Consider the following 13,958-nt stretch of genomic DNA (forward strand, 5'->3'; position numbering starts at 1 on the left):
AATCTACTAATGAATTGTTCGACGCCACCGATACCCGAAACGGCATTCGTAGAAACCCCTAAAAATGTTGCTGAATTCGACCCCCTGGTATATCCGCAGCCGGCTGAAGACGAGGCAGTTGATGCTCGTCGTCGCGCTCGTGGAGGAAGGCAACATTCATCGCGCGGCGGCCGTGCTGCATATGACGCAACCCGCCGCTTCGAAGCTCTTGCGCGAACTGGAAGAGACGCTCGGCGTCACGCTTTTCGATCGCGAACCGCGCGGCATGCGCGCCACGCTATTCGGGGAAGCCATCGTGCGTCATGCGCGCGCGGTGCTGGGCAGTCTCGATCAGGCGCAGGAAGAACTCGTTGCGTTGAAGTCGGGACGGCTCGGTCATGTGGCGATCGGCGCGATCACGTCGCCGGGCGTGCGCCTGCTGCCCGCTGCTGTCGCTTCGGTCAAGCGGCAGCACGCGGATATCCGCATCTCCGTCGAGATCGATACCAGCAACGTGCTGCTCGAACGGCTCGCGCAGGAAAAGCTGGATATCGTCATCGGAAGGCTTTCTGTCGAACACGACAAGTTGCGGCTTCGTTACGAACCGCTCACGGGCGAGCCCGTGCGCGCGCTCGTGCGTCCGGGGCATCCCTTGCTGAATGCGCCCGCGTTAACGCTCGCCGACGTGCAGCCGTGCGAATGGCTCGTGCCGCCTGCGGGAAGCGTATTGCGGCATCGCTTCGAGCTCATGTTTCAGCGCGCGAGTCTCGCGCCGCCGTCGAACGTCGTGGAGACGGCGGCGATTCTTTTCATCACACGCTTGCTGGAACAGAGCGACATGATCGCGGTGCTCGCGGAAGACGTGGCGCTCTACTACGCGCAGCACGGCATGGCGGCCATGCTTCCGTTGCCGATGGAATGTCAGATGGACGACTTCGGCATCGTCACGCGCGCCGACCGCTTGTTCACGCCCGCCACGAGCGTGATGGTGGATGCGTTGCGTGCCACCGCCGCCGACGTGTACGAGAGCGCATCGCGCTAGGGTTGCGTCTTTCCGTTTATCAGCGACGTCATGATTGCGTACGCCGCCCGCACGCGATCCGCGTTGGGTATGTTCTTGTTGCCCAGCATCACGATGCCGACATGCTTCGACGGCACGAACGCTATGTAGGCGCCGAAGCCGTTGGTCGAGCCGGTCTTGTTGAGCCACACGTCGTCGCGCGGCCCTTGCGGCGGATCGATCCGCTCGACGGGGTGTCCATCGACGATCATCGCGGGGCCGTTACCATCGAGTAATGCGCTTAGCGGCGCGGGATACGGGTACTGTTCCCAGATGAGGTCCTGAGTCATCGGACCCGCCTGGAAATACGCCGTATGCGTGGCCATGATCGCGCGTTGAAGCGTGGCATCGACAGGCATAGCGTCGGCAGGCGCGGCGTCGTTCATGTTGGCTAGCAGGAAGCGCGTCATATCCCCGGCCGTCGATCTCACGCCGTAGGCTTCGGATGCAAGCACGCCCGGCTTCATGCGGATCGGCGTGCCGTCCTTGGTATAGCCTTCGGCATAGTCACCCATGCGGTCGGCCGGCACCTGCATATAACTCCTGCTCATGCCTAGCTTCGCAAAGATACGTTGCTGGATGAGCGTGTCGAAATCCTGTCCCATGCTCTTCGCGGTGATGAGGCCCAACGTGCCGATGCCCGGATTCGCATACGTCCTGTATGTACCCGGCGCATGGCGCGGCTGCCAGCCCTTGAAGTACTGCATGAGTTGCGCGTTGTCGTGAACCTCGTCCGGCACTTGCAAGGGCAGACCGCCGGGCGTGTGCGTGCCGAGATTCAGCAGCGTGACCTCGTCGCCGAATGCGCTGCCGCGCAGCTCGGGCAAGTACTTGCCGACGGGATCGCTCAGTGAGAGATGCCCGGTTTTCTCCGCATACGAAGCGAGGGTCGCCGTGAACGTCTTGCTGATGGAGCCGAGTTCGAACAAGGTGTTGCGCGTGACGGGCGTGCCGCTCTCCTTCGACGCCACGCCGTAGTCGAACACATAGGGCTTGCCTTCGACGACGACACCTACCGCCATGCCCGCGATGCCGTCGTGCGCCATCAACGGCGGGATGGTTTCATCGACGATATGTGCGATCTCATCGCGGCTCAGCGTTGCCGGCTGACTGAAGACCGACATCGAGCATGTGGAAAGAAAGGCCGCTGCGAGCAGCGTTGTCAGCTTCATTGTTTGAATCCTTCGCTATACGGGAACATTACCGAATCTATTGGCCGGAAGCGTCGCGGGTCTCCCGAGGAGACGGCGCAAAGCACCGGCATGGCGAGACTATCCGCCCTTTGTGCGCCCGGCACAATCGAGGATGATTTGCCGCCCGTCAAGAAAATCTATCGGCAGACGCAATGCGTCCTCCCTTCCCTCAACGCGCTGCGCGCATTCGAAGCGTCCGCGCGGCATCTGAGTTTCACGCGCGCAGCGCAAGAATTGAACGTCACGCAGGCGGCGGTCAGTGAGCAAGTGCGCGGGCCTCCTCGTGCAGCCATTCGATATCGAGGTGAAGACGGGCAGCTACTGGCTGACCTGGCTCAGGTCCAGACGCCTCTCGCCACGCATGCACCTGTTTCATGACTGGATACGTGCCGAAACAGCGGCAGCACGCTAGCGGTGCGCTCATGCGCATAGCTGGCGTCACCAACGCGCCCGCGCGTATTTTGATAGCACGCTAACGAATGAAACTGTCGCTATAATCCCGGCCCATGACTTCCATTGATCTCCTGCGCCGGTCGGTCAGCAGCACGCTCGTGCTCGCAGCGCGCCGCTGGCGTCGTACCAGCCACGGCGTGCTCGCATCGTATGGCGTGTCGGAAGCGTGCGCGGTCCCGCTGCTCACGGCCAACCGGCTCGGCGAGGCCGTGCGGCAGGTGACGCTCGCGGAGCATGTCGGCATCGAAGGGCCGTCGCTCGTCAGGCTGCTGGATCAACTGTGCGCGGCGGGCCTCGTGCGGCGCGACGAAGATCCGGAGGACAAACGCGCCAAGACCATCACGTTGACGGACGAAGGCCGCGCCGTCACCGCGCGCATGGAAGAGCGGCTCGTGTCGCTGCGCGCCCTTCTGCTCGCGGACGTGAGCCGCGAAGATCTCGAAACGACGCTGCGCGTGCTCAATGCTTTCAGTGCTTCACATGCGTCGCTCGAAGCACCCGCAGTCGCGGCGGCGCGCGCCAGTGACAAGAGCCAGGCCGACGCGTCATGAAATTCGCGTCCGCACGTGAATGGCTCTTCTCGGCCAAAACCTTCGCTGCCGCGATGATCGCGCTGTATATCGCCCTCGCGCTGGAATTGCCGCGTCCGTATTGGGCGATGGCCACGGTCTATATCGTATCCAACCCGTTCGTCGGCGCAACGCGTTCCAAGGCGCTGTATCGCGCGCTCGGCACTGCAATCGGCGCGGCGGGCGCGGTCGTGATCGTGCCGCCGTTCGTGGAATCGCCGTTCTTGTTCAGTGTGATCGTCGCGTTGTGGACAGGCACTCTGCTCTTCCTCTCGATGTTCGACCGCACCGCACGCAGCTACGTCTTCCTGCTCGCGGGCTATACGCTGCCGATGATCGCCCTGCCCGCCGTGACGAACCCCGCGGTCGTCTTCGACCTCGCGATCTCCCGAACCGAAGAGATTCTGCTCGGCATCGTGGTGGCGAGCATCGTGGGCAGCGTCGTCTTTCCGAGCCGTCTTGCGCCCACGCTTGTCGAACGCACCGATGCCTGGTTCCGCGACGCCGCGTTCTACGCGAGCGAAACGCTCTCCGGCCGGCTCGCGGGTGCGGCACTATCCGCTTCGCGCCAGCGTCTCGCGGCCACCGTCAACGGCCTTGAAGTGCTGCTGAGCCAGCTAACTTACGACCACGCGCGCCCCGATATCGTCCGGCGCGCGCGCGCGCTGCAGGGGCGCATGCAAATATTTTTGCCGCTGATCTCGTCGCTGGCCGATCCGCTGGTCGAGCTGGTCGACAAACGCGGCACGCATCCGCAAGGGCTCGAAGCGTTGCTTGCCGATGTCGCCAAATGGATGTCGCTGCCCGCGCCGCAGATTCACGACGCCGCCGAGTCCGAGCGCGAGCCGAACGCGCTGCGTGAACGTATCGCGGCGATGCGGCCATCGGCGCAGGCGCTCGCGAGCGAGGACGGCGCGTTGCTGTCGAGCGCGTTATGGCGTCTCTCGCAGGTCATCGACGTATGGCAGGACATTCGCACGCTGCGCGCTGCAATGCTGCACGGCGAACACGAGTGGCGGCCGCGCTTTCGACACTGGCGGCTCGGCGGCACCGAGCGATTCTTCGATCGCGGCATGATGCTTTTCTCGACGGGCGTGGCGGTCAGCGCGATCATCGTCGCCTGCGCGCTGTGGATCGAATCCGGCTGGGCCGACGGCGCGGGCGCGGTCACGCTCGCGGCTGTCGCATGCTGCTTCTTCGCGGCGCTCGACGAACCGGCGCCGCAAGTGTTCGCGTTCTTTATCGCGACCTGCATGAGCGTGGTGTTCGCGGGGCTTTACGTGTTCGCGGTGCTGCCGCACGTGCATGACTTCCCGATGCTCGTCATTATCTTCGCGGGGCCATTCCTCGTGGTCGGCACGTTGATTCCGCAGCCGCGCTTCACGCTCGTCACCATGCTGGTCGCCGTGAACACGGCTACGTTCATCAGCATCCAGGGCGCCTATGAAGCCGACTTCTTCGCCTTTCTCAACAGCAATCTCGCGGGCTTGGCCGGGCTTCTCTTCGCTTTCGTCTGGACGCGCGTGACACGCCCTTTCGGCGCGGAGCTGGCGGTGGCGCGGCTCACGCGCTCGGCGTGGCGCGATATCGTCGCGTGTTCGTCCACGGCGACGCTCGACGATCAGCGCAATCTCTACTCACGCATGCTCGACCGCCTGATGCAGGTGCTGCCGCGTCAGGCCGCAACGGATTCGCACCGGCATCCGTCCATCGAAAGCTTCCGCGATTTTCGCGTGGCGCTGAATTCGCTCGATTTGCGGCGTGCGCATCGCAAGCTCGCTTCCGACATTCAAGCGTCGATCGACGAGGTGCTCGCAGCCGTGCGCGATTACTTCGGGCATTGCATCGAGCGGCGCGAGCGTCAGCCGGTGCCATCCACGCTCGTGCGCTCGATCGACCGTGCCGTTGCGCAAGTCGCGGCGCACACCATCGCCGAAGCGGAACGGCACGGGCAGGCGGCGTTGCCCGGGGAACGATTGTTGCGCGACACGCTGCATGCGCTGATCGGCGTGCGGCTCTCGCTGCATCCACCTGCCACCGACGCGCAGCCGGCCGCGCGCGGCGACGCGCCACGCCAAGAACCCGCCTGATGCTCAATCAATTCACATCACCGGACCCGCTCGTATGATCGGCGAAATCGACATTCTCGGCGTCTTCGTGCCGGCCGTTCTCGTGCTGATGTTCATCGCGTATCTGCTGAACCTCGTCATCCGCACCGTGCTCACGCGCGTGGGCTTTTATCGCTTCGTGTGGCATCGCTCCGTTTTCGATCTCGGCATCTATGTACTGGTGCTGGGGCTTGTCGTTATCGTTTCGCATCGGCTCATCACGTGAAAAAAACCTGGTTCTCCGTCGGGCAGATTCTGCTCACGCTCATCGTCGTCGCCATTGCAGCCGTCGTGCTGTGGAAGCTGGTCGATTACTACATGTTCGCGCCGTGGACGCGCGATGGTCACGTGCGCGCCGACGTCATCCAGGTCGCGCCTGACGTGTCCGGCCTCATCACGGACGTGAAGGTGGTGGATAACCAGCAGGTCAAGCGTGGCGACGTGCTGTTCGTGATCGATCGGGCGCGCTATACGCTCGCGCTGCGCAATGCCGAAGCAGCCGCGCAGCAACGCCGCGCCACGCTCGATCAGGCGCGCCGCGAAGATGCGCGCAATCGCTCGCTCGGCAATCTCGTGGCGCGTGAAGTAGTCGAAGAGACGCATTCGCGCGTCGAGCAGGCCACGGCCGCGCTCGCCGATGCGGAAGTCGCCATCGACACGGCCCGCCTCAACTTGCAGCGCACGCAGATCGTGAGCCCGGTCGACGGCTATCTCAACGATCGCGCGCCGCGTATCGGCGAGTTCGTCTCGGCGGGCCGCGCGGTGCTGTCCGTCGTCGACATGCATTCTTTCCGCGTCGATGGTTATTTCGAAGAAACGAAGCTGCACGGCATCGATATCGGCCAGCCGGTCGATATCAAGGTGATGGGCGAGCCGAACCTCCTGCGCGGACATGTGCAGAGCATCGTCGCGGCCATCGAGGACCGAGACCGTCAACAAAGCGCGAGCCTGCTGCCGAACGTGAACCCCGCGTTCAGCTGGGTGCGCCTCGCGCAGCGCATTCCCGTACGCGTCACGCTCGACGAGATTCCCGCCGACTTCCGCATGATCGCCGGGCGCACGGCCACCGTGTCCGTGCGCGGCGTCGGTCCCACCATCGGATCGCGCGCGGCGTCGGGCAACATGCCTGCATCCGCGACGGCGCCTGCATCGCCGGTCGCAGCACATGTGCCGGCATCGGGTGCATCGCAATGACGCGCATGGCACACGCGAGAAGCCCTCGCCTCGGTCTGACGCTGATCGCGTCGATGCTCGTGCTCGGCGGCTGCATGACTGTCGGGCCGAACTACAAGCTGCCCGAAGGCGCGGCAGTCAACGCGCCGTATGCGAACGCGCCCATAGACGGCGCCGATCAGGCGCCCGTCACGCAAGGCACCGCGCCTTCCAAATGGTGGCGTCTCTACGACGATCCCGCGCTCGATGAACTGGTGAGCGAAGCGTTGATCTCCAACGCGGATATTCGTGTGGCGGCCGCGAACCTCGCCCGATCGCGAGCGGAAGTCCAATTCGCGAATCAGCAAGGCGGTTTCTCGAGCCGCAGTTCTGTCGCGTTCCAGCGGGCGCAGGAATCGGCAGAACAGTACTTGTTGACGGAGAAGCTGCCGGTCGTGAACGAAGGTGCGCTTGAGTTGAGCGTGTCGTATGAATTCGATCTCTTCGGCAAGCTGAAGCGCGGCGTGGAAGCAGCACGCGCCGACGACGAAGCCGTCGAAGCCGCCGCCGATCTCGCGCGCATCACGGTGGTGGCGGATGTCGTGCGCGCCTATGTCGAATCGTGTTCCGCCGGTGAGGAACTGGGAATTGCGCAAAAGTCGTTAGCACTCCAGAGAGAACGCGTGCGCCTTACGCAGCGCCTGCGCGAGGCGGGCCGCAGCAATCAGTCGGAAGTCACGCGCGGTCAGACGCAATCCGAGACGCTCGCGGCTGATATCCCGCGCTTCGTCGCGCGCCGCCGCGTGGCGCAGTATCGGCTGGCGATGCTGCTTGCGCGTGCGCCGTCCGCGTTGCCGCCCGCCGCGCTCGCGTGCAACAAGCTGCCGAAGCTACGCGAGCCGATACCGGTGGGCGATGGCGCGTCGCTTCTGAAACGGCGTCCCGATGTGCGTCAGGCCGAGCGGCAACTGGCGGCATCGACGGCGCGCATCGGCGTGGCGACGGCGGCGCTGTATCCGTCGGTGAGTTTCGGCGCGTCGGTCGGTTCGGTGGGCGTCGCCGAAGACTTGCTCGGCGCGACGACGAATCGCTGGGCGTTCGGGCCGCTCATCAACTGGAGCTTTCCGATCAATGGGCAACGCGCCCGCGTGGTGCAGGCAGAAGCGGCATCGGGCGGCGCGCTCGCGCACTTCGACGGCGTCGTGCTCAACGCGCTGCGGGAGACGCAAAGCAGTCTCGCGACGTATGCGTCCGATGCCACGCGCGCGGACAACTTGCGCACCGCTTACCGCTCGGCGGTGCAATCGGCAGATGAAACGCATCGGCTGTATGCGGCCGGACGCGAATCGTTCGTCGCGGATCTCGATGCCACGCGCACGCTAACGAGCGTCGCTGCGCAAGTGGCGGCGGCTGAGAGTCAGGTCGCGCAGGATCAGGTGAATCTGTTCCTTGCGTTGGGCGGCGGCTGGGAACGCGACGAAGACGTGGCAAACGCGCAAGGCAAGTGATTCCGTGGCGTTACCCCGCCAGTCCGTGCGCCGGTTGCTTGGGCAAACGCACACGGAAGATCGCGAGCTTGCCTTCGCGCGGGTAGCCATTCGAGAAGTTCAACTCGTGCAAATGCGAGTCGGCGATATACAAGTAGCCGTTCTGAATGGCAAAGCCGTCCGCCCATGAAAGCTGCGGATGCTTGCCGACGAATGTCTTCTGTACGAGCGCGGGCTTGCCATCACGCTCGACGATATAGAACGCAACCACGGTGCGGTTCTCCAGATCGCCACCGTACAGCACGCCCGCGCCGCTCATGATGAGGCCGCCCGTCTCCGCGCCGTCGCCGAGGAATTGAACGCGCTGCGAAAGCGCCTGCGCCGAGAGCGATGTGTCGATGAGCGCCGCCGTCGGCACGCGCCAGTAGTGGTGATCCGTCAAAGGCCGGCAATAGAGCCACTCGCGATCCGGCGACAGCGCAATGCCGTCCGTTTGCAGCACGAGCACGCTGCCATCCAGCTTGCGCGCGATGCGATCGCCGAACATCAGATGCTGATTTGGATCGGCGACGCTGGAGCGATCGCCCGCAAGCACGAGCCGCGATTCGCCGCTCTGCAAATTCGTCACGACGACGCCGCCCTGATCTCCCGCATTGCTGATAAATGCGTAGCCGTGCTTATGATCGATGCGGATATCGTTGATCGAATCCTTCGGCGTGACGATGGCGCCGTAGTCGAACCGACGCACGATCTTGCGCGTGGCGAGGTCGAACTCGATTAGCTTCGGCGGTTGACGCGTCTGATCGACGGACGTGAGCGACGAATCGAGCGCCCATAGATGATCGTGCTCGTCGACCCACAGCGCCTGCACCGAGATCCATTGATGCGAGCCGTCGTCATCGGGCTTGTAGACGTTCCAGTCTTCGTCCGGAAACGGCGTAAGCGCGCCGGTCTTCGGATCGACTTCTACCAGGCTGTAGCGCGAGCGTTTCACGGATGCAGGCGCCGTCGCGAACACGCGACCCTTGCGCGACACGCCGATGCCGACGAGCCTGAAGTCGTCATCGAACGTCGCCACGGTTTCGAGGCGCGGCTCATGCTCCGTCGCAGCGATTGCCGGAAAGATAGAGCCCATGGCGCCGAGCACGCCTGCACCCAGGGATGCAAGAACGTGGCGCCGCATGCTCTGCGGGGAATGCTCTTCAGTCATTGCGCGTCCCTCATGTCTCCACGCGTCGCTTGTCGTTTTGTAAGCGGTTAATCAACGGTGGTTCACTGATGCTAGGTACGCGGCAAACGCCTGTCAAGCGGGCGTGCTCTGACACGCCCGCTCGAAGCGGGGCTTACTGCGACATTGCACCGGATGCGGGATGATCTTTGCTCATTGCATCGTGCTTCTTCATCTTGTCCTTGCTCATCGAGTCTTTCTTCATGCTGTCGTGCGACATGGCGTCCTTGCCCATCGAATCGTGCGTCATCGTATCGTTGGACATCGCACCGCTTGCCTGCGCGTGCGCCGCCGATGCACCGATTGCCATCGCCGTTGCGAAGATTGCCGTCATCACTCGTTTCATTGCCTTTCTCCTTGGTGGACTTGCACGGATGAATCTGCTTAGGCAGAGCCATATGCAGAGCACGGCGGTCATGAACCGCCGAACCAGTTGTAGCCCTGATCGACCCAATAGCCGCCGGGGTACGTGTTCGTGACGAATATCTCGACGATATGCTTCGGGTTCTTGTAGCCGAGCTTCGTCGGCATGCGCACCTTCATCGGATAGCCATACTTCGCCGGCAAGCGCTCGCCGTCATACTCGAACGTGAGCAGCGTCTGCGGATGCAGTGCCGTGGGCATGTCGATGCTTTCGTAGTAATCGTCGGCACAGCGGAAGCCGACGTACTTCGCGGTTGTATCCGCGCCGACGCGACGCAGGAATTCGCGGAAAGGCGTGCCGCCCCAGCGCCCGATCGCGCTCCAGCCTTCGACGCAGATATGCCGGGTGATCTGCTCCGCGTGAGGCAACGCGTAGAGTTCAGGCAGCGTCCAGACGCGCTGACCGGTTACGAGGCCGCTCACCTTCAGCCGATAATCCGCGCCGTTCACATGCGGCACGTCGTCGATGCCGTAGTACGCGTTGAACGGGAAAGGCCGCGTGATTTGCGCTTCGCTATACGTCGGCGCGAGACGCGTGGGGTCGAACAGCAGCGCCTGCACGCGATCGTTCAGACGCGACACTGCGCTCAGGAACGTGTTAACCGAGTCGTCATCAGTGATCGAGCATCCGGTCAGCAACGAAAGCCCGCCGAGCGTGAGCATGCGTTTGCCGAACAGGCGTCGCGATGGCATGGCGAGTTCGCGCGTGGCATCGGCTAGCACGCATGCGCGGTCCACCGTGACCATCTTCTTTGCGTTGTTTTTCATGGCGTGTGCTCCTTCGTTCAACGGCCGCGCAGCATGGTCAGAAGCGAGCGCGGCACGAGTGCGACCATTGCGACGTGCACCACGACGAACGCCGCCATGACCGCCATCGCGCAGAAGTGAACGACGCGTGCGTTGTCGTAGCCGCCCATCAATTCGCGCAACGAGGGGAATTGCACGGACTTCCAGATCGCGAGACCCGACAGCACGAGCAAGACGAGATCGAGCACGACCACCTGATACGCGAGCTTTTGCACCGCGTTGTACTCACGCAGATTCGTGTGCGAGAGCTTGCCGCGCATCGCCGCGATCAGGTCGCGCGAAACCGCGCGCGGCGATAGCGGAAAGAACTTCGAGAAGAAGCGTCCGGTTGCAATGTTCAGCCCGATATAGACGAGGCCGTTGAACACGAGCAGCCACATGGCGGCGAAGTGCCATTGCAGCGCCCCGCCGAGCCAGCCGCCGAGCGTAATGGAAGGCGGAATAACGATGCGCGAAAACACCGGCGATGCGTCGTAGATGCGCCAGCCCGAGAGCATCATGATGATGGCGGCCACGGCGTTGAGCCAATGCGTGATGCGCAGCCACAGCGGATGGATCGGATGCTTGCCTTCCAGCCTGTCGCGCGGCGCGTCGAGTGTCGTGTCCATGATCGTTGCCCATGGTGGTGATGTACTCGTGAATTCGCTTGCCACGCGGCTCCGGTTACACGGCGCGTCAAAGAATTTCTGTTCGACGATGCGCTGTAACCGCGCAGCCGTTGCAAGCGAACTAACGTACGCAAGCAACGACCCGCCCCGACAACGGACACGATGAGCAAGATTGGCGCTACCGCCGGCAGCATTGCCGCGCAGCACGGCATCGGCTATTCTGAAACGCTCGATCTAAAACACGATCGGGCTTACGCCGCGCTTGCCGTTTCCGCCGCGCCACGCGTACCCGTATCGCCCTTCCGTCGCCTCGCTCTCACGGGACTCGCCTTGCATGACGCGGAACATCGCCTGAAGACGCTGTTGACGTCCGGCCTCGAAGGAAATCAAAACGCCTATCGCGGTTTTCTGCGGGCGCTGACGCGGCATCTGCGCGGCTACTTGCGCAAGCGCATTCCGCATTATCGGGACGATGTAGAAGACCTCGTCCAGGAGATATTGCTCGCGGTGCACAATGCGCGCCACACGTATCGCGTGGAAGAGCCGCTGACGGCTTGGGTTCATGCCATCGCGCGCTATAAACTCATGGACTTCTTTCGTGCACGTTCGCGTCATGAATCGCTGAACGATTCCCTCGACGATCACGACGATCTTTTTGCCATCACCGACGACGAGCCCGCCCATGCACGTCATGACATCGGCAAACTGCTGGAGCATCTGCCGGACAAGCAGCGGCTGCCAATCGTTCACGTCAAGCTGGAAGGCTTGTCCGTCGCGCAAACGGCGCACATCACGGGTCTTTCCGAATCGGCCGTGAAAGTGGGCGTGCATCGCGGGCTCAAGGCGCTCGCCGCGCGCATTCGTGGCGTGAGAAGCGAGGACCGTGATGAAGACTGACGAACTGATCGACCTGCTCGCAACCGGGGACGTGCGCGTCGATCGCGCTGCCGTCACGCGACGCTTCGCGCAGGCGCTGCCGCTCGGCTTCATCGGCTCGCTTATCCTGATGCTCGTCGTGTATGGACTGCGGCGAGATCTCGCGAGCGTCGCGCATACGGCCATCTTTTGGGCGAAGCTCGGGTTTCCACTGTGCGTGGCGGCAGGCGCGCTGATCGCCGTGATGCGGCTCGGGCGCCCCGGCGTGCGCGGCGGCTATGCGTGGCCCATCATCGTGCTGCCCTTCGTCGCGGTGTGGATCGCGGGCTCGCTCGTGCTCGGTCACGCGCTGCCCGCTGAACGTTTGCCGCTGGTGCTCGGGCAATCGTGGCGCACGTGTCCGTTCAACATCGTGCTGCTATCGGTGCCTACATTCCCCGCTGCGTTCTGGGCTTTGAGAAGTCTCGCGCCGACCGATATGCGCATGGCGGGCGCGGTGGCCGGTCTGCTGTCCAGTGGGCTCGCGACCATGGCCTATTGCCTGCACTGTCCGGAGATGAGTCCGGCGTTTTGGAGCGTGTGGTATGCCATCGGCATGCTGTTGCCCGCGTGCATCGGCGCTTGGCTCGGGCCGCGCTTGCTGCGCTGGTAAGCTCAGTTCTTCGGGCGCGCTTTCGAACCGCGCTTGTCGGCACCCAGCATCGCGAGCACGGGCCGCGCAGCGCCTTCGAGCAACTCACGCCGCGGATTAACGCGCGCCAGCACGCGCAGACCCATCAATGAAGCGAGCAATGCCTTCGCCGTGTCTTCGGCTGGTACGGTGGCAGCGATCGTCCCATCGTGCTGTCCCGCAAGCACGCAGCGCAAGAAGAAGCCTTCCATTTCCTTGAGCACACCGCTCAACGCGCGATGAATCTGACGGTCGTGCGGCGCAAGCTCCAGCGCCGTATTGACGATAAGACAGCCCTTGCGATGCGGATCCCGCACCGACAGTTCGATGATTTCCTCGAAGAACGCGACAATCGCGTCGCGCGGCGGCAAATGATGCTCGAAGCGCCGCACGCGGTCGCGAAAGCCGTACTCCACATAGCGGTTCAACGCGCGTTCAAAGAGCGCCCGCTTGTCGCCGAACGCGTTATAGAGGCTCGCGGCTGTGAGGCCCATCGTCGCGGCGAGATCGCGTACGGAAGTCGCTTCGTATCCGCGCGACCAGAACTGCGCGGTGGCCGCATCGAGCGCGGCCTCTTCGTCGAATTCGCGCGGACGCGGCATCGTTGCAGTCTTCCTTCAAGCCGTCTTCGGATAGTTCGACGGGAACAACGACCGGCGCGTCTCCTCGTCGTTGACCGTCTTGAACGCGTGCTGCTTGTTCAACGCACGGGCGCGCGCGACAGCGGGCCGCGCGTCGATGGCCGCGAACCAGCGCTGCAACTCCGGATAAGCGGCAAGCGGCGCTTCGCTCGTCTTGAAGACGCGTGATGCGCGATCGATCCAGCCCCACGCGGACATGTCGGCAATCGTGAAGCTCTCGCCGACGATGTATTCGCGCCCGACAAGCCGATCGTTCAGCACCTGATAGTGCCTATCCGCTTCCCGACGATAGCGGTTCACCGCATAGTCGAGACCTTCGGGCGCTGCGTATTGAAAGTGCACGGCTTGCCCCGAAAACGGTCCGAGACCGGTGGCGATGAACATGAGCCACGACAGAAGCTGCGGCCGGTCCTCGGGCGCGCCCAGGAACTGTCCGGTCTTCTCCGCGAGATAGAGAAGGATGGCTGTCGAATCGAACACGACGGCTTCCTTGCCACCCGGTCCTTCCGTATCGACGATCGCGGGCACCTTGCCGTTCGGACTGATCGCGCGAAACGCGGGCGAATGCTGCTCGCCCCTGCTGGTATCCACGGGCTTCAGCTCGTAAGGCACACCCGCTTCTTCAAGAAATAGCGCGACTTTCGCGGGGTTCGGCGTAGGGTGAAAGTAGAAATGAATCATGCGGGCGCGCTCCGGTTTGGGCA

15 protein-coding genes and 1 pseudogene are annotated in these 13,958 nt (G+C 63.5%); 9 read left to right on the top strand and 7 right to left on the bottom strand.

Annotated elements, in window-relative coordinates; all coding sequences use genetic code 11:
- The first annotated feature begins 64 nt into the window (after positions 1 to 64).
- On the top strand, positions 65 to 1,021 hold the full coding sequence (locus P9239_RS20795) for a LysR substrate-binding domain-containing protein (RefSeq protein WP_309754410.1): 957 nt from the start codon (positions 65 to 67) through the stop codon (positions 1,019 to 1,021).
- Here the strand turns inward: P9239_RS20795 and ampC are convergent.
- Complete coding sequence (ampC, locus tag P9239_RS20800; protein ID WP_309754412.1) at positions 1,018 to 2,211, bottom strand: class C beta-lactamase; 1,194 nt, start codon at positions 2,209 to 2,211, stop codon at positions 1,018 to 1,020. The genes P9239_RS20795 and ampC overlap by 4 nt on opposite strands.
- A 156-nt stretch (positions 2,212 to 2,367) precedes the next feature.
- Here ampC and P9239_RS20805 point away from each other — a divergent pair.
- The 6 genes and pseudogenes from P9239_RS20805 to P9239_RS20830 all read left to right on the top strand — a co-directional run.
- A pseudogene (locus tag P9239_RS20805) lies at positions 2,368 to 2,505 on the top strand (LysR family transcriptional regulator); the annotation flags it as partial.
- A gap of 233 nt (positions 2,506 to 2,738) precedes the next feature.
- Entirely contained in the window at positions 2,739 to 3,236 is a 498-nt protein-coding gene (locus tag P9239_RS20810; protein WP_309754413.1) for a MarR family transcriptional regulator, read from the top strand.
- Positions 3,233 to 5,344 carry an FUSC family protein gene (locus P9239_RS20815; RefSeq protein ID WP_309754415.1) on the top strand — a complete coding sequence of 704 codons (2,112 nt, stop codon included), beginning with the start codon at positions 3,233 to 3,235 and terminating at the stop codon, positions 5,342 to 5,344. The genes P9239_RS20810 and P9239_RS20815 overlap by 4 nt, the downstream gene beginning before the upstream one ends.
- Before the next feature lie 34 nt (positions 5,345 to 5,378).
- Positions 5,379 to 5,588, top strand: a complete 210-nt coding sequence (locus P9239_RS20820) for a DUF1656 domain-containing protein (RefSeq protein WP_175945991.1) — start codon at positions 5,379 to 5,381, stop codon at positions 5,586 to 5,588.
- Entirely contained in the window at positions 5,585 to 6,556 is a 972-nt protein-coding gene (locus tag P9239_RS20825) for an HlyD family secretion protein (RefSeq protein WP_309754417.1), read from the top strand. The genes P9239_RS20820 and P9239_RS20825 overlap by 4 nt, the downstream gene beginning before the upstream one ends.
- The gene (locus P9239_RS20830) at positions 6,553 to 8,022 is read left to right on the top strand and encodes an efflux transporter outer membrane subunit (RefSeq protein WP_404980120.1); all 1,470 of its coding nucleotides are present in this window, start codon (positions 6,553 to 6,555) and stop codon (positions 8,020 to 8,022) included. Before P9239_RS20825 ends, P9239_RS20830 begins: the two co-directional genes overlap by 4 nt.
- A gap of 10 nt (positions 8,023 to 8,032) precedes the next feature.
- Here the strand turns inward: P9239_RS20830 and P9239_RS20835 are convergent, their stop codons facing one another.
- The 4 genes from P9239_RS20835 to P9239_RS20850 form a co-directional block, all read right to left on the bottom strand.
- The gene (locus P9239_RS20835) at positions 8,033 to 9,136 is read right to left on the bottom strand and encodes an L-dopachrome tautomerase-related protein (RefSeq protein WP_309754421.1); all 1,104 of its coding nucleotides are present in this window, start codon (positions 9,134 to 9,136) and stop codon (positions 8,033 to 8,035) included.
- 208 nt (positions 9,137 to 9,344) lie between these two features.
- Complete coding sequence (locus P9239_RS20840; protein WP_309754422.1) at positions 9,345 to 9,575, bottom strand: pentapeptide MXKDX repeat protein; 231 nt, start codon at positions 9,573 to 9,575, stop codon at positions 9,345 to 9,347.
- Positions 9,576 to 9,643: 68 nt separating this feature from the next.
- Entirely contained in the window at positions 9,644 to 10,420 is a 777-nt protein-coding gene (locus P9239_RS20845; RefSeq protein WP_309754423.1) for a molybdopterin-dependent oxidoreductase, read from the bottom strand.
- Between the two features lie 17 nt (positions 10,421 to 10,437).
- Complete coding sequence (locus tag P9239_RS20850; RefSeq protein WP_309754424.1) at positions 10,438 to 11,067, bottom strand: cytochrome b/b6 domain-containing protein; 630 nt, start codon at positions 11,065 to 11,067, stop codon at positions 10,438 to 10,440.
- A gap of 330 nt (positions 11,068 to 11,397) precedes the next feature.
- Between P9239_RS20850 and P9239_RS20855 the strand changes: the two genes are divergently transcribed.
- Both P9239_RS20855 and P9239_RS20860 read left to right on the top strand, forming a co-directional pair.
- Positions 11,398 to 11,964, top strand: a complete 567-nt coding sequence (locus tag P9239_RS20855) for a sigma-70 family RNA polymerase sigma factor (protein WP_309755525.1) — start codon at positions 11,398 to 11,400, stop codon at positions 11,962 to 11,964.
- The gene (locus P9239_RS20860; RefSeq protein WP_309754426.1) at positions 11,954 to 12,595 is read left to right on the top strand and encodes a DUF1109 domain-containing protein; all 642 of its coding nucleotides are present in this window, start codon (positions 11,954 to 11,956) and stop codon (positions 12,593 to 12,595) included. Before P9239_RS20855 ends, P9239_RS20860 begins: the two co-directional genes overlap by 11 nt.
- Positions 12,596 to 12,597: 2 nt before the next feature.
- On the opposite strand, the gene P9239_RS20865 is transcribed toward P9239_RS20860, so the two are convergent.
- A complete protein-coding gene (locus P9239_RS20865) occupies positions 12,598 to 13,215 on the bottom strand; it encodes a TetR/AcrR family transcriptional regulator (protein WP_309754427.1) in 618 nt (205 codons plus the stop codon).
- Positions 13,216 to 13,230: 15 nt separating this feature from the next.
- Positions 13,231 to 13,935, bottom strand: coding sequence for a glutathione S-transferase N-terminal domain-containing protein (locus P9239_RS20870; protein WP_309754429.1), 705 nt, complete (start codon positions 13,933 to 13,935; stop codon positions 13,231 to 13,233).
- Positions 13,936 to 13,958: the final 23 nt, after the last annotated feature.

It is taken from the genome of Caballeronia sp. LZ062, from assembly GCF_031450785.1.
GTDB lineage: Bacteria > Pseudomonadota > Gammaproteobacteria > Burkholderiales > Burkholderiaceae > Caballeronia.

Bases quoted from the DNA above. Each gene is read 5' to 3' on its own strand.
- P9239_RS20830 (WP_404980120.1), top strand. From the start codon at position 6,553: ATGACGCGCATGGCACACGCGAGAAGCCCTCGCCTCGGTCTGACGCTG.
- P9239_RS20835 (WP_309754421.1), bottom strand. From the start codon at position 9,136: ATGGGCTCTATCTTTCCGGCAATCGCTGCGACGGAGCATGAGCCGCGC.
- P9239_RS20845 (WP_309754423.1), bottom strand. From the start codon at position 10,420: ATGAAAAACAACGCAAAGAAGATGGTCACGGTGGACCGCGCATGCGTG.
- P9239_RS20850 (WP_309754424.1), bottom strand. From the start codon at position 11,067: ATGGACACGACACTCGACGCGCCGCGCGACAGGCTGGAAGGCAAGCAT.
- P9239_RS20820 (WP_175945991.1), top strand. From the start codon at position 5,379: ATGATCGGCGAAATCGACATTCTCGGCGTCTTCGTGCCGGCCGTTCTC.
- P9239_RS20840 (WP_309754422.1), bottom strand. From the start codon at position 9,575: ATGAAACGAGTGATGACGGCAATCTTCGCAACGGCGATGGCAATCGGT.
- P9239_RS20865 (WP_309754427.1), bottom strand. From the start codon at position 13,215: ATGCCGCGTCCGCGCGAATTCGACGAAGAGGCCGCGCTCGATGCGGCC.
- P9239_RS20860 (WP_309754426.1), top strand. From the start codon at position 11,954: ATGAAGACTGACGAACTGATCGACCTGCTCGCAACCGGGGACGTGCGC.
- P9239_RS20870 (WP_309754429.1), bottom strand. From the start codon at position 13,935: ATGATTCATTTCTACTTTCACCCTACGCCGAACCCCGCGAAAGTCGCG.
- P9239_RS20810 (WP_309754413.1), top strand. From the start codon at position 2,739: ATGACTTCCATTGATCTCCTGCGCCGGTCGGTCAGCAGCACGCTCGTG.
- P9239_RS20815 (WP_309754415.1), top strand. From the start codon at position 3,233: ATGAAATTCGCGTCCGCACGTGAATGGCTCTTCTCGGCCAAAACCTTC.
- ampC (WP_309754412.1), bottom strand. From the start codon at position 2,211: ATGAAGCTGACAACGCTGCTCGCAGCGGCCTTTCTTTCCACATGCTCG.
- P9239_RS20795 (WP_309754410.1), top strand. From the start codon at position 65: ATGTTGCTGAATTCGACCCCCTGGTATATCCGCAGCCGGCTGAAGACG.